The sequence below is a fragment of the Mucilaginibacter sp. 3215 genome, from assembly GCF_050433785.1.
Taxonomy (GTDB): domain Bacteria; phylum Bacteroidota; class Bacteroidia; order Sphingobacteriales; family Sphingobacteriaceae; genus Mucilaginibacter.
On record NZ_JBNPWO010000002.1, the window covers coordinates 23,256 to 44,192 of the forward strand.

General features: G+C 39.3%; 21 protein-coding genes. 6 read left to right on the forward strand and 15 right to left on the reverse strand.

What is annotated here, in order from left to right; all coding sequences use genetic code 11:
* Window positions 1-2 precede the first annotated feature (2 nt).
* Both ABIC84_RS03870 and kaiC read right to left on the reverse strand, forming a co-directional pair.
* Window positions 3-299, reverse strand: a complete 297-nt coding sequence (locus ABIC84_RS03870) for a circadian clock KaiB family protein (protein WP_090526014.1) — start codon at window positions 297-299, stop codon at window positions 3-5.
* Window positions 299-2,047 (reverse strand): circadian clock protein KaiC, encoded by a 1,749-nt coding sequence (kaiC, locus tag ABIC84_RS03875; protein ID WP_429262723.1) that lies wholly within the window; start codon window positions 2,045-2,047, stop codon window positions 299-301. Before kaiC ends, ABIC84_RS03870 begins: the two co-directional genes overlap by 1 nt.
* Before the next feature lie 411 nt (window positions 2,048-2,458).
* On the opposite strand from kaiC, the gene ABIC84_RS03880 reads away from it, so the two are divergent.
* The 4 genes from ABIC84_RS03880 to ABIC84_RS03895 all read left to right on the forward strand — a co-directional run bounded on the left by ABIC84_RS03880 (window position 2,459) and on the right by ABIC84_RS03895 (window position 6,974).
* Window positions 2,459-5,458 (forward strand): PAS domain-containing sensor histidine kinase, encoded by a 3,000-nt coding sequence (locus tag ABIC84_RS03880; protein WP_429262724.1) that lies wholly within the window; start codon window positions 2,459-2,461, stop codon window positions 5,456-5,458.
* 80 nt (window positions 5,459-5,538) lie between these two features.
* Window positions 5,539-5,910, forward strand: a complete 372-nt coding sequence (locus tag ABIC84_RS03885; protein WP_429262725.1) for a response regulator — start codon at window positions 5,539-5,541, stop codon at window positions 5,908-5,910.
* A gap of 289 nt (window positions 5,911-6,199) precedes the next feature.
* Window positions 6,200-6,670, forward strand: coding sequence for a ferritin-like domain-containing protein (locus ABIC84_RS03890; protein WP_426587848.1), 471 nt, complete (start codon window positions 6,200-6,202; stop codon window positions 6,668-6,670).
* Between the two features lie 25 nt (window positions 6,671-6,695).
* The gene (locus ABIC84_RS03895; RefSeq protein WP_426587850.1) at window positions 6,696-6,974 is read left to right on the forward strand and encodes a hypothetical protein; all 279 of its coding nucleotides are present in this window, start codon (window positions 6,696-6,698) and stop codon (window positions 6,972-6,974) included.
* 29 nt (window positions 6,975-7,003) lie between these two features.
* Here ABIC84_RS03895 and ABIC84_RS03900 read toward each other — a convergent pair whose 3' ends face one another.
* The 12 genes from ABIC84_RS03900 to ABIC84_RS03955 form a co-directional block, all read right to left on the reverse strand.
* Entirely contained in the window at window positions 7,004-7,393 is a 390-nt protein-coding gene (locus ABIC84_RS03900; RefSeq protein WP_426587852.1) for a hypothetical protein, read from the reverse strand.
* 76 nt (window positions 7,394-7,469) lie between these two features.
* On the reverse strand, window positions 7,470-8,264 hold the full coding sequence (locus ABIC84_RS03905; RefSeq protein ID WP_426587854.1) for a DUF6438 domain-containing protein: 795 nt from the start codon (window positions 8,262-8,264) through the stop codon (window positions 7,470-7,472).
* A gap of 11 nt (window positions 8,265-8,275) precedes the next feature.
* Complete coding sequence (locus ABIC84_RS03910; RefSeq protein ID WP_429262726.1) at window positions 8,276-8,908, reverse strand: HAD family hydrolase; 633 nt, start codon at window positions 8,906-8,908, stop codon at window positions 8,276-8,278.
* 263 nt (window positions 8,909-9,171) lie between these two features.
* Window positions 9,172-9,831, reverse strand: coding sequence for an MBL fold metallo-hydrolase (locus tag ABIC84_RS03915; protein ID WP_429262727.1), 660 nt, complete (start codon window positions 9,829-9,831; stop codon window positions 9,172-9,174).
* 176 nt (window positions 9,832-10,007) lie between these two features.
* Complete coding sequence (locus ABIC84_RS03920; protein WP_429262728.1) at window positions 10,008-11,348, reverse strand: PhoH family protein; 1,341 nt, start codon at window positions 11,346-11,348, stop codon at window positions 10,008-10,010.
* 651 nt (window positions 11,349-11,999) lie between these two features.
* Window positions 12,000-12,758, reverse strand: a complete 759-nt coding sequence (locus ABIC84_RS03925; RefSeq protein WP_429262729.1) for a TIGR03915 family putative DNA repair protein — start codon at window positions 12,756-12,758, stop codon at window positions 12,000-12,002.
* Between the two features lie 2 nt (window positions 12,759-12,760).
* Entirely contained in the window at window positions 12,761-14,017 is a 1,257-nt protein-coding gene (locus ABIC84_RS03930) for a putative DNA modification/repair radical SAM protein (protein ID WP_429262730.1), read from the reverse strand.
* Window positions 14,018-14,498: 481 nt separating this feature from the next.
* Complete coding sequence (locus tag ABIC84_RS03935) at window positions 14,499-14,729, reverse strand: hypothetical protein (protein ID WP_429262731.1); 231 nt, start codon at window positions 14,727-14,729, stop codon at window positions 14,499-14,501.
* A gap of 101 nt (window positions 14,730-14,830) precedes the next feature.
* Window positions 14,831-15,103 (reverse strand): hypothetical protein, encoded by a 273-nt coding sequence (locus ABIC84_RS03940; protein ID WP_426587867.1) that lies wholly within the window; start codon window positions 15,101-15,103, stop codon window positions 14,831-14,833.
* A gap of 544 nt (window positions 15,104-15,647) precedes the next feature.
* A complete protein-coding gene (locus ABIC84_RS03945; RefSeq protein WP_429262732.1) occupies window positions 15,648-16,541 on the reverse strand; it encodes a hypothetical protein in 894 nt (297 codons plus the stop codon).
* A gap of 61 nt (window positions 16,542-16,602) precedes the next feature.
* The gene (locus ABIC84_RS03950; protein ID WP_426587871.1) at window positions 16,603-17,964 is read right to left on the reverse strand and encodes a radical SAM protein; all 1,362 of its coding nucleotides are present in this window, start codon (window positions 17,962-17,964) and stop codon (window positions 16,603-16,605) included.
* Window positions 17,965-18,027: 63 nt separating this feature from the next.
* Window positions 18,028-18,228 (reverse strand): hypothetical protein, encoded by a 201-nt coding sequence (locus ABIC84_RS03955; protein WP_426587873.1) that lies wholly within the window; start codon window positions 18,226-18,228, stop codon window positions 18,028-18,030.
* 346 nt (window positions 18,229-18,574) lie between these two features.
* Between ABIC84_RS03955 and ABIC84_RS03960 the strand changes: the two genes are divergently transcribed.
* Window positions 18,575-19,612 (forward strand): bacteriophage abortive infection AbiH family protein, encoded by a 1,038-nt coding sequence (locus tag ABIC84_RS03960; RefSeq protein WP_426587875.1) that lies wholly within the window; start codon window positions 18,575-18,577, stop codon window positions 19,610-19,612.
* 5 nt (window positions 19,613-19,617) lie between these two features.
* Window positions 19,618-20,478: a restriction endonuclease gene (locus ABIC84_RS03965; protein WP_426587877.1), complete on the forward strand. Its 861-nt coding sequence runs from the start codon at window positions 19,618-19,620 to the stop codon at window positions 20,476-20,478.
* Between the two features lie 60 nt (window positions 20,479-20,538).
* Here the strand turns inward: ABIC84_RS03965 and ABIC84_RS03970 are convergent, their stop codons facing one another.
* On the reverse strand, window positions 20,539-20,877 hold the full coding sequence (locus ABIC84_RS03970) for a hypothetical protein (protein WP_426587879.1): 339 nt from the start codon (window positions 20,875-20,877) through the stop codon (window positions 20,539-20,541).
* Between the last annotated feature and the right edge of the window lie 60 nt (window positions 20,878-20,937).

Below are 20,937 nucleotides of genomic sequence, written 5' to 3' on the forward strand. Positions count from 1 at the left end.
AACTATTTACTTACTGGTATTATATTCAATCCAACCAAAACTTTTTCCTCGTTGCTCAAGTCGCCTATTATTTTGCGAATCGGTTCAGGTACTTTTCTTACCAGCGTGGGAATTGCAAATATTTGATCCCCTTCGGCCAGTTGAGGCTGCTGCAGCAAGTCAATTACTTCAATAACATACTGACCTTTTAAATGTTCTTCACAATATTTTTTTAGGTTGGTGAGCGCGGTAACTGATTTAGCAGTTTTGCCCGCCACATACAGCCTTAACTCATATTTTATAACTTCATCCAGTTCCATTATTTTTTACTTTTTGATTTACTTTTAAGCGTATCCGCATTTCCTCGGCGGATGTCGGTTATCTCCTGGCGGTTTCTTTCTATAATATTCTGTTTCAACTCTTCTTCCAGGTATATTTTGTTCAATTCCTCCTCTGTCGATTCAAATTCGGCCTGCAAGCTTGCAATTTTTGATTCAAGCATCATACGCCGGCGCAATATCTCTTTATCTTTACGGGATATAGCAAACTCTCTTAGTGCCACGCCTGTTTTTTCCCTTAATTTTTGTGCTTCCCTTGCCGATCCTGTGAGCACGCCATCGGGGCCAAGATAAACATCAACCAGGCTTAGCCCCTTATCGGTAATGGTAAACTCGCGTACCTGGTTTGAATGACTCATCCCACGCGACTTCATAATGTATAACCCCCGGTTACGTTCACCATTCGATTCGATATCCCTTACGAGCAGCCAGGTATCAACTAAAGATGATACACCTTCGTCGGTTTGTTCGCTTACCACTGTATTTAAACTAAGGGCGGTAAACATAACCGTGATCTGTTCGTCCTGTAAAAAATCTATCAGCCTGATCAGCATCGATTTTACTTCACTTACCGAACCCACCGTAATGAGGTTTGTAATCGGGTCGAGGATAACCGCTGCGGGCTTAAATCTTTTAATGATCTTGTAAATAGCAACGAGGTGCATTTCAATACCGTAAAGCGTAGGACGCGAGGCATGAAACTCAAGCAAGCCGTTGTCAATGTGTTTTTGCAGGTCGAGATTGATTGATTTCATGTTGCGAAGTATCTGCTTAGGTGCCTCCTCGAACGCAAAATAAAGGCACCTCTTTTTGTTGCCGCAAACCTCATTGGCAAAGCTGGCCGCAATGCTTGTTTTACCGGTACCCGCCGTGCCCGAAACGAGGATACTGCTGCCCTGAAAAAAACCTTTGCCTCCAAACATGCTGTCAAGAGAGGGTATCCCCGATGAAATTCGTTCGGATGAGACTTCTTTTTCCAGGCTTAAAGATGTGACCGGAAGTACAGAAATGCCATCTTCATCAATTAAAAAGGGATATTCGTTGGTACCATGCTGTGTGCCGCGATATTTTACCACGCGCAAACGACGGGTTGAGATCTGATTTATAACCCTGTGATCAAGCAGAATCACACAATCTGAAACGTATTCTTCAAGCCCCTGCCGGGTTAATGAAGAGCCGTCACCTTTTTCGCCGGTTATAATAGCAGTTACACCTTTTTCCTTTAAAAAAGCAAAAAGCCTTCTAAGCTCGGCCCTCAATATAGTTTGGTTTGATAAACCCGAAAAAAGATTTTCAAGAGTATCCAGTACTACTCTTTTTGCCCCGATGCTATCAATAGCAAAGCCTAAGCGAATAAACAAACCTTCCAGGTCATATTCGCCCGTCTCCTCAATCTCGCTTCGATCTATATGCACATGATCAAGTCTTAATTTCTTATCATCCTGGAGTTTAAGTAAATCAAAGCCCAGCGATGCTACGTTTGAAGCCAGTTCATCTGCTTTTTCTTCAAAAGCCATAAATACACCGGGCTCATTAAACTCAGTAGCGCCCCTCACGATAAACTCAAGGGACATAAGTGTTTTACCGCAACCCGCTTCACCACATATCAGCGTTGGTCTTCCATTAGGTAAACCACCGCCTGTTATTTCATCTAAACCGGTAATACCGGTAGGAGTTTTGGGCAATTGCTCAAACGTTATAAGCTGCTGTTTTTTATGCAATTTGGTCATAATAAATCCAATCTGTTTAAACTACCCGTATACCACAACCATCAAGTATACAGGATTTTGTTTTATTGGTATGGTAATAGTAATACTTATAAAATTGTTTTGGTATAATTGATTTTGTGAAGTAAAAAAAACAAAAAACGTGGTGAAATTACCGCACTATTAATACAAGTAACTCTCCTGATTATACAAACCATTGAATTCCATACCATCAAATTCTCCAAAAACAGATTTAAACATTTATACAGGTATCACTGTTTAAAAAAACAGGTATACGCTTCCGTAACCCCTTTTTATCAATAACTGCAGCTATATTAATATAACGGCATACTTCATTAATTGAAAATTATGAGGTATGAATTGAGATTTTGATCTTAATTATTATAGCCTATATTTATAAATATTATTTATATAATGAATAACGACGCCGGCATTCATCAACAATTAAACGAAGATATTTTTCGTATGCTGATCAGGGAATCTCCTACCCCGGTAGCATTATATATTGGCGAAACAATGGAGATCAGGATTGCTAATAAAGCCATGATAGATATATGGGGGAAGGGCGATGATGTTATTGGGCATCATTACTTTGACCTGCTTCCCGAATTCAAAGAGCCGGGTTTTCATGCAATATTATCAAATGTATACTATAACGGTACGGCTTATAAGTGGAAAGAGCAAAAGGTTGACGTTATGGTTGACGATAAACTTGAAGAATTTTACTTCGACTTTACTTTTAAACCATTACAGAATGCCGAGGGTGAAATTTGGGGCGTGTTGAATACAGCAACAGATGTTACCGAGCTGGTTAACACCCGTAAAAAGCTGGTTGAAAGTGAACAGCGTGCTCAATTTGCCTTGCAAGCTGCCGAACTGGGTACCTGGGATTTAAACCCCAGATTACAAACCGCAACATGGGACGACCGCTGTAAAGAACTTTGCGGTTTTCGAAAAGACGATGAAATAAAGTATGATGATCTGTTGAAATTTGTCCACCCGGAAGATGAGCAACGCTTGCGAACGGCAGTAATGCAGGCTTATGATCCTGTAAGCAAGGGTAATTATGATATAATCGTCCGCACTGTTGATGACACAGGACACTTGAAATATTGGATCCACCTGAAAGGTAAGGCTTACTTTAACGATAATCATGAACCTATCCGCTTTGCCGGCACCGTACAGGATATAACCCATGAAATATTAGATAAACAGGAACAACAAAAACTGATTGCGCTGATTGATAAAACAGCCGACGTGGTTGCAGTAGGCAGCATGGATGGTTCTGTAACCTATATCAATAAAACAGCATATACTATATTAGGCATCAGGAGTACAAAAGAGGCTTTAAAACCCGGCGTTGAATATTTTGCAGATCATGAAGCAGACAAAGTAAATAATGAGATAAACCCCGCTGTACAGCAATACGGTAAGTGGGAAGGTGAAATGCACTACCGGCATTTTAAAACAGGAGAAAATATTCCGGTTTACGTTAACTGTTTCAGAATTGATGATCCGTTAAATGGCTTGCCCATTGGTATGGCATCCGTGGCCCGAGACCTGCGCCCCGAAAAAGCGGCAAGAAATGAACAGTATAAATTATTGTCGCTTATTAACCATAGCTCAGATTTTGTAAGCCTATCCAACCTTGACGGTAATGTAACCTATGTAAATACCGCCGGGCGAAAAATGTTGGGTATCAAAGGCGCTAATGAGCACAGGAGGCACAACAGCGAATATTTAATGCCTGATGAGCTTGATAAGCTGAAGAACAAAGTAAATCCAATTTTAATGAAGCATGGCAAATGGAGCGGTGAAGTACTTTACCGTCATTTCCAAACCGGCGAAGCCATACCTGTGTACGGCACCACCATGCTGGTTTACGACGCTGTAACCGGCTTACCACAGGGCCGGGCTTCAATTGCGAGGGATCTGCGAAGGGAAATTGCTGATAAAAAAGCCCTTACTGATAGTGAACGATTGCTTAAAAGCATTACTAATGCATCGCCAACAGTACTTTGGATGGCCGATGCTGAAGGTAATATCACTTACGTAAATCAAACCTGGACTGATTGGACCGGCATTAAATATGAGGATAATATGGGCGCAGGGTGGATCAACGCGCTTTTAGAAGAAGACAGAACGAGGGCGGGTGAAAAGTTCTTAGCCGATTTAAATGCCCGCCGGTTCTATGAAGTTGATTTTAGGATCACACGCCGGGATGGTGAAATAAGATGGTGTATAGCCACCGGCAATCCGCAATATAATGAGCATGGGGAATTTACCGGGTACATAGGTGCCTGTACCGATGTCACCGATAAAACACTTGCCGAAAGCGAAGTGAAATTACGTAACAGGGAATTGAATAACCAGATCAGGCAGTTTGAGTTTGTTACTGGTTTTATGCCGGTGCAACTTTGGACGGCCCGAACGGATGGTCAGGTCGACTACTTTAATCAACGTGCTGTAGATTATTTTGGTGCCCAGGCAAATGAAATAGCAGCATCCTGGCTCAATGCTATTCATCCTGATGATAGGGATGCTTGTGTTGAGGCTTGGAATTATGCAGTGAACACGGGTAATGTTTATCAATGTGAATTTAGATTAAAAGATAAAGATCAAAATTACAAGTGGCATTTGTCCAGGGCTTTACCCTTTACCATTGACGGTAAGATCATTAAATGGTTTGGCACTAATACAGATATTGATGAGCAGAAACAACTTCAGCGTCAAAAAGACGATTTTTTAGGTATTGCAAGTCATGAATTGAAAACTCCTGTTACCAGCATAAAAGCATATGCCCAGGTATTGGGCGCGATGCTTGCCAAAGAAGGAGAACATAAAAAGGCCGAAATGGTGCTTAGAATGGATGCCCAGATCAACCGGCTAACAAACCTCATAGGTGATTTGCTTGATGTTACCAAGATTAACTCGGGCAGGCTACAGTTCAATAAAACATGGTTCGATTTTAATGAAACCCTGCAGGAAACTGTTGAAGACCTGCAGCACACTACTCAAAAACATAAGCTTATCCAAAACTTTACCCCAACTGGCCGTATTTATTCAGACAAAGATCGTGTAAGCCAGGTTATTACCAACCTTATTACAAATGCTATCAAATATTCGCCTCATACCGATACCATCATCATCAACACTCGCCGCGAAAACAATGAGGTGATTGTTTGTGTGCAGGATTTTGGCATCGGGATACCCGAAGACGAGAAGGACCGGGTATTTGAGCAATTTTACCGCGTAAGTGGGAACAAGCAGCATACTTTCCCCGGTTTGGGGTTGGGATTATACATCTCGTCAGAAATTATCAAGCGTGAAGGCGGCAGAATGTGGGTAAACAGCATTGAAGGCAAAGGGTCTACTTTTTGCTTTGCATTACCTGTAGATGATGCTAACAGTTAATCATTTGTTAGATAGTTTACAATTCAGGTAAGTTTATCACAGCTAATTTCAGAGGGTTTAACCAAGCCCTTACGCCTAAGATGGATACAAAGAACAAGAAAATCATGATTGCAGATGATGACCCCGGCATTGTTGATGCTATGGAAATGCTGCTTGAATTTGAAGGCTACGAGGTAACCTCAACCGTAGATGGTACAACAGTACTTGATATGAAAGACGAACTCCCCGACTTGCTACTGTTAGATATCTGGATGAGCGGCGAAGACGGTCGCGATATCTGCAAGAAGCTAAAGCAAGACAAGCTAACTAAAGATATACCTGTTATCATGATATCGGCAAGTCGCGATATACGTGATTCTGCAATGATGGCGGGTGCCGACGACTTTTTAGCCAAGCCTTTTGATATGAATGAGTTACTAAAAAAAGTGGCCCATTTTGTTCAAAAACCTTAATAATCAATATCAATCAACTAAATAACAATTACCCCTCTTCGGACAGAACCTTATGGCGACCGTCTCACCTGGTTGCCGGTTCTTCCCGTTGCTTAAACGCACCTTTAAAATCAATAAAAGTAACATGCTGAAATGCTGTTACCCCTCCTCGGGAAGAGCCCTGACTGTGCTGTGTATCCAGTCACCGATTCATGTAGCTCAATGACTATTTAGCAAGTAAGCATCTAATTAAAATACAAAAACATTAACCCATATGATATGTTATTTATTTAAACAAAATAACAAAGCCATGGGAGTTTTACAGCACGTGCAACACCAGATCTCAGCGTTAAATGATCTGATCAAAATAAATAACGATAGAATAGCCGGATATCAAAAAGCAACCGAAGCAACAGATGAAGCCGGATTGAATTTACTTTTCAATGAATATATTGATCAAAGCAAAAACTACGTTAGTGAAATACGCGATTACATCCACGTATTAGGAGGAGATCCTGCCGACGGTACTACCCTCGCGGGAAAATTTTATCACGCCTGGATGGATGTAAAATCGGTTTTTGTCAGTAAAGACAGTCGCTCGATACTTTCGAATTGCGAATATGGCGAGGATATAGCAAAAAAAGCTTATCGCGCCGCGCTTGATGATAAGGAGCTGATATGGGAAGATGAGCAGGTTGTAACCCTGCTTAATAACCATTTAGAAGGTTTAAAAAAAGCGCATGATACCATTAAATCGTTAAGAGATACGGTTAATGCCTGATCATAATTTTTGTTATATTGAGCAAATGAACAATTCAAATCAATCATTTTTTTCGGCATGCCGCATACCTGGTCAATACGCTAAGGTTGCCTGCACACAGGATAAGGTAATTTACACGCTGTCTCAATTAAAACATGCAACAGTAGCTGATATTGCATTGAAGCTAAAGGAATACGAACCTGCGGTAAATACTTTTACACACGAGAAAAACACGATTGAAGTACTTGATTATCTTTTTGACCGGGGATTGGTAAAGATCACCAAACAAAACGGCGAGTTAAACTACAACCTGGTTAAGGCTTAAGCAGGTTGTAGTTAATGCATTTTATTTTATTACATACCTGGCGCAAGTGGTTTGGCCGAAACTACGCTGTCAACTACAAAAACGCTCACCCCTCTCCATGGCAGCGTGTGCAGGTATTCTTTATAGTGAAGTTCTAAAAATGAGCCTGCGTTGCTGCTCAGTTCTTTTGCTACTTTTTCGTCGGTTACCGAAAATATAAATTCATTTGAGCCAATTGTGCCCCCTGTAACCTGTGTGCGGAGTCCGCTTTGAATTAGTCGGCCTTCATAAGTTTTAAATACGTAACCTTTCTTTACAAAATAGTTCATGGTACCGGCTTTGGTTCCCTCGCCAAAAACAAAATAATATCGATAGTAAAAAAAGCCCACTATAATCAGTAGTAATATGAGGCTGATAATCACCTTGGTTTTTGTTTTCATCGGAGATTTTATTTGCTAAACTAAGCTACAAAAACTTAGCAGGTAAGCAAACATTTATATCATGACCATCGCCTGTTTAGTTTGCCGGCTTCTCACCTTCTTTAATTTTCGTGAGGTTTACTTTTTTAAAGGACTCCACTAAGAAGGTAACCAAACCGGTTAGGCTAAAAGGTGGATCATTGGTAGTTAGCGTAAGTTTGTCCTTATTGTTTTCAAAATCGATATCCAGGTAATAATTAGGTGCATCTGTAACCTGACTGCTCTGTTTCCAATCGTACATTTTTTTTAACTCGCTCCGTTTTAGCCAATAGTTCAGACTATCAAGTTGCTGGTTAGTGAGCTTCCCGGCATAATCACCTTTGTAGGGATCCGCAAATTCGCCCCCTTTTAAACGATACGTACCATCAGCCCAAATGTTGATCAGTAATTGAGGGCAATTGCCATAACAGGTTGAGGATAGGAAACGAAGTTTTGAAAATTTGATCCCGTTATCGAAACTGGATTTATAGTTTTTAAACTGCAAGGGAGGGCGACCAGCTAATTTTATGGCATTATCATTAACAGCTTTGATTGTAAGTTTTTTACCATCGAAATAGTTGATGATAAACTTAGAAACATCAATATGCTGTTGCTTAAAATTATCTGCACTGGTAGTATATGTATCAATTATTTTAAGCGTATCATGCTCTATTTTGTATTTGTTTTCGTGTTTCTTATATCCATCCAAATTAAAATAAACCTTGCCGCTATTAAAATAAAGATAACCGAGATCTTCGGTTATCCACTGTTCTGATTCAACAGTAGCATGCTGGCCCATTACCGGGCCGCACAGGATAGTCAGAAATAAGATAAGCAGTGATACGCTTTTCATGTAAACTAAACTTACAAACTCAAATAATATTGGGTAAGCGATTCAAAATCGTCAAACTTATGATCATAGTCATTGGTATTACCAAAGCCGTAACTAACAAACACAAATGGTATGCCGGCAAGGCGTGTTTGTTCGGCATCGCTATTAGTATCGCCTATGTAAACCGGGTTCTGCAAATTGTGTTTGTTCATGAGCAGATGCATATTGTGATTTTTAGGCATCTGGTTGGTGTCATAAGCCATGCTATCTGTAATAACCTCATTAATGCCTGCCCATGTTAAAAACAGCGGAATAATACCAACAGCACAGTTACTTAATACAAATAATTTGTATTTGCCTGCCAATTGTACCAGGCCTTCAGTAACTCCGTTATACACAATGCCACCGCTGGTTGGTAATATTTCGCGCCTTACCTGGTTTACCGCATTATAGATCTCCATCCCCTTTTCCTCATCAAATTCGGGCAGCATTACCCGGGTAAGCTTTTTACCATCCATACCTATCACGTGCAATAGTTCATCTCGTTTAATAGTCCTTTGAATGTCAAGCTTTTGAAATATCAGGTTCCATGATTCGGCGTAGGTGTCAACGGCATCCCAAAGGGTTCCGTCCATATCAAAAATGAGGCTATCGGGTTTATGCATTAGCTAAAAGTATGTTTTTCGCTAAGATGAAAAATTAACGGCAATTAATGTTCATGTTTTCTTCATTATTAATCCTCACCTTAGCATTGTGATAAGGTTAACGCGGGTCGGCTTAGCAGGAGGCTGAGCCCGCAAAGAACCCCCGCCTCTCGGCGGGGGTTTCTTTTTTTAATGGGTTGCCTTTTTAGTCGTAAATCTAAAGTTCTGGGTCATGATTTTCCTCCAAGACTTCCTATTTAGAACTTAAGGCTTAAGACTTCAAATTAAAGGCTTATCCCATCCCCTACTTTATAAATTTCATGAAACTTGATTCCTTGCTTGTCAAAATGTTTTTTGTACGCGGCATAGCGCTGAAGTATAAAGAAATCTTTTGCATAGCCGTCATGTACAGGAAATATCTGTTTAGGATGTAACTCATCAGCAAAAGCAGAAATTGTTGGTTCGTTGGCAAATGGCGCCATGGTAACCATAATTAATAATTCAATTCCTTTAAAATTCAACAGTTTATCCTCCATCGAATCAACCGGGTGCAGCACTTTATTATTGATCAGGAAACCCGTCATTTGTGGCAGTGGGTTATCCATAATAAGCTCATGTCTCACCGGGAAAGCCTGGAGTTTAAATGGCCCTGCCCGATGGGTGCCTTCTTCAAGAAGTATATATTTTAAATTGATCTTATCCAATTCCCTTCCTACCTGTGAATTTGTAATAATCACCGCCCCGCTTAATTCAACTATATTTTTTAAAATGTCGACATCGAAATGATCGGGGTGGATATGTGTAATCACTATACTTTGTACATCGCCAAACATTTGCGTTGTAACTAACCCCTCGGCAAAAGAAAACTTTCCCGGATCAAATAATAACTGGTAACCATCCAACTCAAAAAGCAGGCACGAATGCAGATATTTTGATATTTTCATAAGCAGATAGGAGTTTATTTCCTAAAGATACAGAGGAAAGGATTATGAAGTTTGAAAAAAGTTAAACCCGATGGAAAAGCGGATATCACGCTCGGTGTTTGCACTCCAGGAATAGAGAGCGAATTATAAAAGCGTAAGCCTTACGAGGTTTTAAAACTTCGTAAGGCTGGTTGGCTCTACAACAGCTCCGTTGCCAAATTGGCCAGCTCGCTCCTTTCCCCTTTTTGCAGGGTGATGTGTGCATAAAGCGGATGCCCTTTAGCTTTATCTATCAGGTAAGAGAGTCCATTACTTTCGGCATCGAGATATGGAGTATCTATCTGGTAAATATCACCTGTAAATACAAATTTGCTGTTTTCACCGGCCCTGGATATGATAGTTTTCACCTCGTGCGGGGTGAGGTTTTGCGCTTCATCAACAATAAAAAAAATCTTACTAAGTGTACGCCCTCGGATAAATGCCAGCGGGGCGATCGAGATTTTATCATTATTAACCAACTCATCAATTTTGGCCTGCATTTTTTCGTCATCAGCAAATTGATCCTTTATAAATTTCAGGTTATCCCATATCGGGGCCATATAAGGATCAATCTTCGATTTGATATCACCAGGTAAAAAGCCTATATCTTTATTGCTTAAAGGAACAATAGGGCGGGTAACAAAGATTTGGCGATAATATTTACGTTGCTCAAGTGCGCTGGCCAAAGCTAATAGCGTTTTACCCGTGCCGGCGTTTCCTTGTATAGTTACCAATTTAATATCCGGGTGCAATAACGCATGAATAGCAAAAGACTGCTCGATATTACGAGGGTGAATATTTAAAACAGGCTGCTCGGTAACTTTTTCAAGCTGCTTAGTTTGTGAATTGTAAAAACCTACAGTATCTCCTTTTTTCCCTTTTAATACATAAAAGTGATTGTTGGTGTAAGAGCCTATCTTTAAATTTTCGGCCGGTACGTTTTCGTTTTTATTCAGGGTAGTAATGAGCTTTTCAGTCACCTTATCTACATCCGTTTTACCTGTATAAAGTTCCTCCAGGTTTTTGATCTTGCCCGTTTCATAATCTTCGGCATGCAAATTAAGGGCTTTGGCTTTAAGGCGAAGGCAAATATCTTTTGATACCAACACTACTTTTTTGCCAGGATTTTCCTCCTGCAAGCCGAGGGCCGCGTTGAGGATGCGGTGATCCGTTTTATCTGAACCAAAAATCTGCTCGGCATCCTGGCCGGTAGTTTTAGTATCCATGGCAACTTTAAAGCTGCCTTTGGTTTTTCCGTTAAGGGGGATCCATTCATTGATCAGCCCATTGTGCGATAGCTCATCCATGAGCCGGATAAAGCTTCGGGCCTCGAAGTTTCGGGTATCGTTACCGTTCTTTTTATTATCGAGCTCCTCCAATACCTGGATGGGTATGGCAACATCGTGCTCCTGAAAGTTTTGAAATGCGTTGTGATCATACAGGATCACAGAAGTATCTAAAACAAATATTTTCTTCTGATTACGCCGGCCGTCCTTCATATCCGCCTAAAATAACGATTTTAAGGTTTGAAGAAAAATTTCTCCTCAAACAAAAAACCTGTAAAAGCGAAAACGGGAGTCATCTCTTGCGATTTGAACTCCCGTTTCCAAACTGTTGTTTAACCGTAGTTGCCCAACAGTATCAAGTTTTGTGTATCTATAACCGACATGATCTTCGTCCGTTGCTCTCACGAGCGGTCGACTATCCTCAATGTCACCGGTTTCTGTTGTTTCCCTCCGTAGAGTTCTTCTTCTTAATTCCGGTACCTCCTTTAATCACTTTCTTTTTTCTAAAGACTCTCGCCTTTTTCATTTTTTCTTGTGACTCAGGGACTTCTCTTGATCTTTAGTTCCCCCGAAGGTTCACCCGATTCAATTTCTGTTTTCCTGAAAGGCTGTCAAAGTACGTCGTTCTTGATAATTTCAATATCGGGACATTACCTTGATTTGACAAATGTTTTTGATTGTTTTTATTAACAGGTTATTAACAACAAATCAACACTTATTAACATTGGCTTTTAGTCCCATTTAAGTATAAATAAGGTGCTTTATTGAAGTACATACTACATTATTAACATTGCCTATTATTAACAAAAGGCATGAAAAACCAGTTCTATCGAAAAAGAAAAAATGCGTAAAATCGCCAAAACGTTAAATTTTCTCTGTTAAATGCCGCCAGTATCGTCTGGGAATATGACGCACATGAAGCCTGGTATTTTTACGCGAAACAATATTTACGCTATTAAAATAATTCTTCCAAAGGTTTTGATAAACACACTCATCTTCGCTATATGCCGCAATAACATCAACAGGTTTGTACATTTCATCGAAACCCATTTCAATAAATTGGGTATCATGAAGATCATAATATAGCCCGTACTTCCGTTTAATATCATAGATCATCCATTTTTGGTCAGCGTAACGGCTTTTAAAATGCTTTGTTAACAACGGCAATACATTAAAATCAGGCTCAATTGCAGCATAAAAAGTTCCGTCATTCAGTTTTTGAAACCTAACAAAAGCCTCCATCCTGTGTTTTTCGCGCCGTACCATTTTTAAAATTTCCGACAGGCGCATCACATATTTATTGCTATAATCTTCTTCAATATTTTGGTCGCTGTCAAAAACATGGCGGATAAAACCAAGCACGTTGCAGTCTTCGCCGGCAATTTCGGCCATGTGGCTAATGTAAAGACGCTGTACCCCGGCTGCTGAAAGCTTTTTGCGCAACCCTCTTAATACCCGGTTGGCCCGTACTTCGTTAGTAACGATGGGAATAACCTCTTCAAACAAGGCACTGTTACGCCACTCCCCTTTCAATAACTTTACAGGATACAGTTTACGCTCGTAAATTTCAAACACAGCTGTAAGCAGCCCCTCAAACGTTCCGTCGTAAATCAGTGTATTCATTGTCAAAACAGTTTAAGTTGGGTTTGTGTATTTTGAATGTACTTGCTTTGCGATTGGGCCATAATAAACTGCTTAATGTTTTGCCCCGTTAAATCCCGCCGTTCAAATTCGTTGCTTTTGCAGGTAATAAAGTATCGCGCCCGGTTAATGGCCACTCCTATTTTTTTTAGCTGTTGCCAGCCCAGCCCTGCAAATTTACGTGCAGCCACAATTTTTTGTGCCGATAACAAACCGATACCAGGCACCCGGAGGATCAGTTGCAAATCGGCCTTGTTGATATCAATAGGAAAAGCCTGCATATTGCGGATTGCCCAGCTGAGTTTGGGATCAATATCCAGGTCAAGTAATGGATTTTGACTATTGACGATCTCGTTTACATGGAAACCATAAAAACGCATAAGCCAATCGGCTTGGTAAAGACGATTTTCGCGCACCAGCGGCACCGCGGTATTAAGAGCAGGTAGCCGCTTATCGGCCAGCACAGGTACATAACCCGAATAATATACCCGCTTTAAGTTAAAATTTCTGTAGAAATAATTAGCCGATTGCAGCACCTGCTGATCGCTTTCGGGTGTGGCGCCAACAATTACCTGGGTACTTTGCCCTGCAGGTGCAAACATGGGGGCATTTTTAAAAAGCTTTTTCTCTTCTGTATTCCGGATGATCTCCTTGTTCAAAAAATGCATCGGGTCGATCATGTCCTGCCGGTTTTTATCAGGTGCCAGCAGCTTTAATCCGGCTTCAGTTGGCATTTCTAAATTCACACTGAGCCTGTCGGCATATAATCCAGCCTCTCGCATCAGCTCTGCACTTGCACCGGGAATGGATTTTAAGTGAATGTATCCGTTAAAATTATGCTCGGTTCGCAGTTTTTTTGCTACGTGCACTAATCGCTCCATGGTATAATCGGCATCTTTAAAAATACCCGAACTTAAAAACAAGCCTTCGATATAATTGCGGCGATAAAAATTGATGGTGAGATCAACCACCTCCTGTACTGTGAATGCAGCGCGTTTGATATCATTATTTTTGCGGGATACGCAATAAGCGCAGTCAAATATGCAGTGATTGGTAAGCAGAATCTTCAATAACGAAACACAACGCCCATCTTCCGTATAGCTATGGCAAATTCCGTTACTGGCATTTCCCAAACCCTTGTCTTTATTTTTCCTCTCACTGCCGCTCGATGCACATGATACATCATATTTAGCCGCATCGGCCAAAATATTAAGCTTTTCCGTTATCCTATCTTCATTCATACCAAATCAAAAATACTAATATTTTTAGTAATTAATGAAAGTGCGGGATAAATAAAAGGGGAAGACCCTTTTGTTATTTTCGCTGTATGCAATAATTATAAAAGCAGAATGGAATTCAACGACTGGTAAGGCTTGAAATATTCAGTTTTCATCATCGGTAAACTGAACCTTAAAAATCCTCCGGTTCTTAATTTCCGCTTTAGCAACGCTACGATTAATCAGACCATTTCCTTGAGTGCTTATAAAGGATAGTGTCAGAGTGTTTGCATCGATATTACTATCCTTCATTTCACTTCAAAAATTAAATTAAAATAATCGTCGAACTCTTTTAACGAAATATAACAAAAACGCTATCCAAACGGCAAAGCCAATTATAAATAATGGTAGCTTGTTTTGTGCTGACAAAGCTGACATGAATGCGCCTGTACCAATGATACATGTTAGGCAAAATAAAATGAATGTTCTCATATGGTTAAAATCATTATGCACTTACGAGGGACATAGTTTTACGTTGATCAATCGGGTTATTTATTTCCTTGGCTGGAGTTGGTTTTGGTTTGCCGGGCTTAGGTTTATTCAGCTCTCTGAAAAATTTCATAACAGCACCCTGCACCTTATCAACGATTCCCCAGTCTTTTTCGATGTATATATCAGTGATTTTATGGTCGCCGTCAACGTGATTTAGCGCTTCAGCAATATTATCCTTGTCCATTTGGCACTTGTTTCTGGCAATTGTAGCGAAGGAATGTCGTGCCCAATAAAAAGTTATATCTTCAATACTGATGATTTCGCGTAATTTCCGCATACCCTTGCTCAGTGGGGTGTCGAGCCCATTGTAGGTGCTTTATCTAATTTGGGTGATAGATCGCCGATGGTTTTGCGATAATCTGTTAAAATTTCGTCCAATGACTTCAAGATGCGCTTATCCTTAATTTTTTTGTCCGAATCGAGTTGACGTTCGGTTCCATAATGGTTTGTTTCAATAAATCGACGAACGTCTTTGTGAAACACGTTAATTTGAACATGGTAAGTGCCATCTTCTTCTCGATAAAATTGGTCATAAACCACAGCTTTTACAGTTGCCATAATTCTGTTCTTTTAAGCCAGGTAAAACGCCATGACGGAATGGTGACGGTTTTACGTGTAATTCAATAAATAATTATGCAAGTCCTGACGTTTTGTAGTTTTTACGGTGTCAGCGCCGTGGAAAAAAATCCGACTCAAAAATATTAAAAAAAGGCCGTTTCCGCTGTAGAAACGACCTTTTTACCGGATAAAAGCAGGGCCATTTCTGTCTGCTTCTTAAGTGCGCCCACCTGGCTTAGGTAGGCATCTCTGTATGCTATTGATAATCAATATCTTCTGAAGGATACTACCGGCTATGATAGCCAGTATGGTCTCCGAGCCCTTGGGGCTTACACAAAAATAATAAAAAACTCTGAAAGACAGAAAATTAAAAAAAGTGGGTTCCAGGTTCGAGCCCAACCAGGCGCACCAACATCCTTCATTAGATTGGCTAGAAGCCGCATATCAGCTAAAAAATGGTGCGTAAGTTGCACATTATGGAGCCAAAGTTTGACATTTAAAGCAAAGCCGGAACCGGCGGGGAAAGATTTCTTCGCCGGTTTTTTTATTCATACCACCTAAGTTGTAAAGTGTTCCAAAGCCTCCATTGCTCTGGTTTATTTCTCACTAATAGCTCTGTTGATATATTCATTTTAATAAATAAATTTTCAATGCTTGATGTCTCACTTTGAATATCTTTTATTATATCATGAAATTCAATAGTTATTACTATTTTATTATTCTTTGAGTGCTTTGTTATGGAAAATGGAATTATCGTTGACTTCGTAGCTTTGATAAGTCGAACTAATGTTTCGGAAAAATTGACTGGTTTTCCAAACAAAAATCCTTTTTGAGCACGCGATTCGGGATATAAAAAATCGCTGTATAGGCCAACAATCTTTTTATTTTTTAGTGCATAGAATAATTTTTTTCCTCCATTTTGATCTGCGTCAATAAGATTTACTTTGTTATAAAAACATCCTATTAGAGGAGACTTTGATAGTTCTGTGTTGGGTTTCCTGATAATATAAATTTCGTTATGTTCTATTAATTTCGGAATTAAAAATCCAATGTGATTTTTATAAACGCCCATCAATATTATTCCATTTTTGTCTTTTTGCTGAACCAATAACTCAAAGTTTTTATAATTTATTTCGTATTGGTTTAAAAGGTCGTATGCGGATTCAGGATTCTTAAACGCTATAACGTCATTTAGGGTCGTAAATAACCACTTACAGTGGTCGTTAATCAATTTATCAACGTTATCGAGTTGGCCGGTTTGTTCAATATATCGCAATGATTTTAACAATTCACTCCTGTAACCACCGACGTCGTTTTGATACACATATTCTCCAAGATTTTCTAATTTAATATGCCTTTCCATAATCGGAATCCCTCCAAAAAAATCACAGAATTTTTGATCAAATGCCAACTTGGATAAAGTTGTCGGAAAATCCATGTAAGATTCTATATTGTTTAAAACCTCACATTTCTCAAGTATGTATTGTTCGAAAGAATTACTAAACATACTTTAATAAATTATTCGACTTACTCAGTGAAGAAAATATTGAGTTAAATACATTAATGGATAACATACATTCTGTTGCATCAACTTTACTTACCTCCCCCGCCTTTGCTAAACATGTCCCTCCGCAAAAAAGTCTCCAGTCACACTTCTGACATTGGTAAAGATTATATACGTTACGACTTCTGATGTTTTTTGCCGCATCCGATTGTAGCCCAACCTTAATCGAATCGATGGAAGTTATCCGACCTAGATTATAACTCTTATTGGTTATGCAATCGCAAGCTTCTATTTCTCCGTTAACCGATATCGAAATTAAGTCATTTGCCGCGCCGCAGCTATTTCGAAGGCACATACTTACGCGCCGATTAGATGCAATGTTACTTATGTAAGTTTTTAGACTTTGAATATTGAAACCATCAAAAATACCAGATTCTATACCGTCTAATAGTTTTAGATATTCTATAACAACGTCTTCGGGATTTGGAGTGAATTTATCTTCATTGTCGACTGTCCTTCCTCCTCCGTCCTGATACAAAATAGTTTTCCACGTTTTAAACCCTAGTTTTTTTAATTCTAAAGCTATTTCAAACAGGTATTTTACGTTTGTTTTTGTTACAGTAGTTAAGACGCCTACTCTTTCTTTAACTTCCGGGTATTTATTGATACAATCGAGAATGTCTTTATACGATCCCTTCCCGTTATGGTAATATCTATTTATATCGTTAGTTGAACCAACTCCGTCAAGAGAAAGACCAATCTTAAACTCATGCTTAAAAAAAAAGTCTACCCACTCATCATTTAACAACGTCCCATTGGTTTGTATTGAGTAACTTATAGATTTATTTTCTTTTATTTTTTTTTGATTGACATATTCCACAACCTTAAAAATCACATCTTTTGCCATCATCGGCTCTCCCCCGTGAAACAGTATATTAAGTGTTTCACCGGCCGTTTCCCAAACCCCGTCAATTGCTAACTTCGCATTTTCAAATGATAACTTTAATTTGTATCGTTCTTCATCAAAATCGTAGCAATAACTACAAGCCAAATTACAGTAACCAACCATCTTCAATATAATAGTATTTACTTTATTTTTTGAATGGTCGAGTTTATTCGATGCCCAAGAAAATTTACCATCTTTAGATGCTAGCCCATTTTTATAAAGAATTTCTAACAAGGTGATTGCATTTGAGTCTAATTCTCGCTCTTTGAAATCCTCCAATAAACATTTTATAATTCTAATTCTTTCTTTTGTAATGTCCGAAACAAATGCCCAGGAACCAGTGAAAGGATCAAAAATTAAATGCTTGGAATCATAGCTTTTAAATCTAATGTTTTTGCTTAAGGCATACATATCGGCTGCGGTTGAAATAAAATAACAGCGTAACTATTATTCAAATAGCTACGCTGGTTCATTTTAACATGATCTTTCCCAGGCTGGAGCTGAAGCAGCTCCTTCAGAATCAGCAGTACTTTTAACAACCACGTGAGTAACACCTGGATTTTCAACGTTGCTAAACATTGAACTTACAATTTCTTCGAGATTTTCATTGTTCAAGCTTGCTTTTGACAACATCTCGCTTTCGGGAATTTGGATGATTAATTTTTTTTCTGACATGGCTTTGGATTTAAGTTGTAGTAAATATAAATATATATACCTGATTTATAATTAAGTGCGAAAAAATAAATATCAACTTTTGTTAATATTGCCTTGAAAATTAAATAAAAATAAGTGTTTATTTAATCGACCAATCCTTAATTAATTATGGTGCAGATACAGCCCACCAGGGTTCATCAAAATCCCTTAGCAAATTAGCAAGAAGCCGCACATCATCTAAAAAATGGTGCGAAAGTTGCACATTAAGGCGCACCGTATTAAATACATGAATATCGGTGTGATTTTAATTAGTTATTTTTGATATACTTTGTGAGAAATCAACCTTGTAACCTCAATAACTAGATAAGTGTCGGAAACGCTATATATCATCGGCAATGGATTCGATCTGCATCATGGCATAGCTTCAAAATACTCCGATTTTAAGACTTATTTGGCAAAGCATGATCGCGATCTGCTTTACGCTTTAGAGCATCTATATGATTGCGAAAATATATGGGGGGACTTTGAAACAAATCTATTGACCATTTCCAGGGAAACCTTCATCGATTATATCAGCCCTTTCTTTCCATCGAATGAAGTAGATGATGATGATTTTACATATGCGGAACTATTCTTTTCTCAAGATCATGCAGGAAACTTAGTTGATGAACTGACAGAAAGCTTAAGGAAATGTTTTCATCAATGGATCAGGACATTGAATATGCCCCAAGGATATCAACAGCAACTCATCAAACTTGATCCTAACGCTCTTTACCTGTCCTTTAATTATACTGATTTTGTAGAAACAGCATACGGAGCCATGCCTGATCAAATCTGCTATCTACATGGCAAAAAGTCGGATAAACTGGGAAGCATTATTTTAGGGCACGGAGAAAGTCCGGAAAACAGTTTAGAAAATTGGCAAAAAGCAAACGAAAATGAGCGCAGGTTTCAACTCCGATTGAAGAATAAAAGAAATAAATACTACAACAATTCAAACCCCACTTATCTCGCCTATTTTCTGGAAGACGAGACGAAAGGCAACTGGCGTTCGGAAGCCGGGTATCATGCAATCAACTTCGCAGTGGAAAGAATAGAAGATTATTACGAAGAATCATCTAAGAATTTTAAAAAAGTCCTGCAAACGCATGAGAGGTTTATTTCATCTTTGAATAAAATAAAAAAAATTGCAGTAATAGGGCATTCGCTATCTAAAGTTGACATGCCCTACTTCGAGAAGATTTTAGAGGTAAACACCAATCCAAAGCATATCGAATGGGAGATCAGTTTCCATTCAGAAGCTAACTTAGATAGGATAAATGACTTTGCCCAGGAATTAAATATTGACTCGAATTATATTAAACCATTCCGATTAAATGAACGCCTATTAACTCAAATTAAGTAGAAGCTATGTCCGATAAAAACGAGATTGACTGGAAAGAATATGAAGCTATCACGCAATACATCTATGGAGCATTAGGTGCACATGAAGGTATTAAGATCAAAGGGTATGGGCGCAACTGCAAGGTAATAGGAAAATCCAGCGTGGAACATCAAATCGATGTGCTGACCGAGCAGTTCGATGGTGAGCTGCAATTGCTTACAGCAATCGAATGCAAATACTGGAATAAAAAGGTAGACAAAGACGTCGTTATGAAGCTCGCCCAGATCATGAGCGATTCAGATATAGCGAGCGGCGTTATTGTCTGTAAAGCAGGGTTTACACCGGATACGCTAACCTATGCAGCTCACTTGGGGATAAAGCTTGTTGAACTGAGGGAAGCCGGGAAAAATGACGCAGAGTTTAACAAAATAGTGGAGCTTGGTATTCTGAACTTAAATTTCAATGCGATAGTTTCGCGTGGAGTTATTACTAGCATCGACTTTGACGATAAAACTCTTGCTGTTGCTGATGAGGAAGAAATGATCGCCCTACAGTATGTCAAATTCCATGATGCTAATGGAAATACGATTTCGCTAAGTGAATTTACAGGAGAATTTTCTAAAGAAGTACAAAGAAGAGGTGAGCTTTTAAAGACAACAACGATAACATATCCACTCAACCGCAAATTGTTCTGGAGACAATCGAACGGCGAAATAGCTTTCGAAAAAATAGTGATTACCGGCTTCTTTGCAAAAATTGATAAGAGCTCTAAAAAAACGTTTACCTTGACCGATCAGGTATGGATGATCATGGATGAACTTTTCGACAAGAGAAAGCTTACCTTGTCAAAGAGTGGATTGCTTTGGAATCTACCGCAAGACCCTTGAGGTTGTCTTGAAGCTTGAAAAAGCGTTTACAGCATATTGGTATTTCTAAAACTATCTTTCTTATACTTGTTGAAGTTCCCACATATCCGCGGGGACCAGCTCTTTTAATTGCACATACATTGCCGTCCTGAACAGCGTGGTTACCGGATACGGTTTGAACGCTACAGAGCGGTATTTGATCTTACCCTCGTCGTCGTCCACGATCAGCTCAAAACTGACCAGCTTATGGCCGTCTATGGTACCTTCCCAGATCAGAATAGTTTCATTACCCTCCTTGAATTCATGGGTGAACTTACCATCGCGAACAGTGGCAGATGTCAGCATGATCTTCGCCACCAGGTCTCTGCCGATCACCTCGCGACTGAATATCGGACTTGAAAATATCACGTCGTCTGCCAACAGCGCCTTCAATCCTTCCGGCTCGCGCCGACTGTTTCTTTAAATTCTCTTAACGGATGT

Coding starts and splice junctions, on each gene's coding strand:
- ABIC84_RS03870 (WP_090526014.1), bottom strand. CDS start 299: ATGGAACTGGATGAAGTTATAAAATATGAGTTAAGGCTGTATGTGGCG.
- kaiC (WP_429262723.1), bottom strand. CDS start 2,047: ATGACCAAATTGCATAAAAAACAGCAGCTTATAACGTTTGAGCAATTG.
- ABIC84_RS03880 (WP_429262724.1), top strand. CDS start 2,459: ATGAATAACGACGCCGGCATTCATCAACAATTAAACGAAGATATTTTT.
- ABIC84_RS03885 (WP_429262725.1), top strand. CDS start 5,539: ATGGATACAAAGAACAAGAAAATCATGATTGCAGATGATGACCCCGGC.
- ABIC84_RS03890 (WP_426587848.1), top strand. CDS start 6,200: ATGGGAGTTTTACAGCACGTGCAACACCAGATCTCAGCGTTAAATGAT.
- ABIC84_RS03895 (WP_426587850.1), top strand. CDS start 6,696: ATGAACAATTCAAATCAATCATTTTTTTCGGCATGCCGCATACCTGGT.
- ABIC84_RS03900 (WP_426587852.1), bottom strand. CDS start 7,393: ATGAAAACAAAAACCAAGGTGATTATCAGCCTCATATTACTACTGATT.
- ABIC84_RS03905 (WP_426587854.1), bottom strand. CDS start 8,264: ATGAAAAGCGTATCACTGCTTATCTTATTTCTGACTATCCTGTGCGGC.
- ABIC84_RS03910 (WP_429262726.1), bottom strand. CDS start 8,908: ATGCATAAACCCGATAGCCTCATTTTTGATATGGACGGAACCCTTTGG.
- ABIC84_RS03915 (WP_429262727.1), bottom strand. CDS start 9,831: ATGAAAATATCAAAATATCTGCATTCGTGCCTGCTTTTTGAGTTGGAT.
- ABIC84_RS03920 (WP_429262728.1), bottom strand. CDS start 11,348: ATGAAGGACGGCCGGCGTAATCAGAAGAAAATATTTGTTTTAGATACT.
- ABIC84_RS03925 (WP_429262729.1), bottom strand. CDS start 12,758: ATGAATACACTGATTTACGACGGAACGTTTGAGGGGCTGCTTACAGCT.
- ABIC84_RS03930 (WP_429262730.1), bottom strand. CDS start 14,017: ATGAATGAAGATAGGATAACGGAAAAGCTTAATATTTTGGCCGATGCG.
- ABIC84_RS03935 (WP_429262731.1), bottom strand. CDS start 14,729: ATGGACAAGGATAATATTGCTGAAGCGCTAAATCACGTTGACGGCGAC.
- ABIC84_RS03940 (WP_426587867.1), bottom strand. CDS start 15,103: ATGGCAACTGTAAAAGCTGTGGTTTATGACCAATTTTATCGAGAAGAA.
- ABIC84_RS03945 (WP_429262732.1), bottom strand. CDS start 16,541: ATGGATTTTCCGACAACTTTATCCAAGTTGGCATTTGATCAAAAATTC.
- ABIC84_RS03950 (WP_426587871.1), bottom strand. CDS start 17,964: ATGTATGCCTTAAGCAAAAACATTAGATTTAAAAGCTATGATTCCAAG.
- ABIC84_RS03955 (WP_426587873.1), bottom strand. CDS start 18,228: ATGTCAGAAAAAAAATTAATCATCCAAATTCCCGAAAGCGAGATGTTG.
- ABIC84_RS03965 (WP_426587877.1), top strand. CDS start 19,618: ATGTCCGATAAAAACGAGATTGACTGGAAAGAATATGAAGCTATCACG.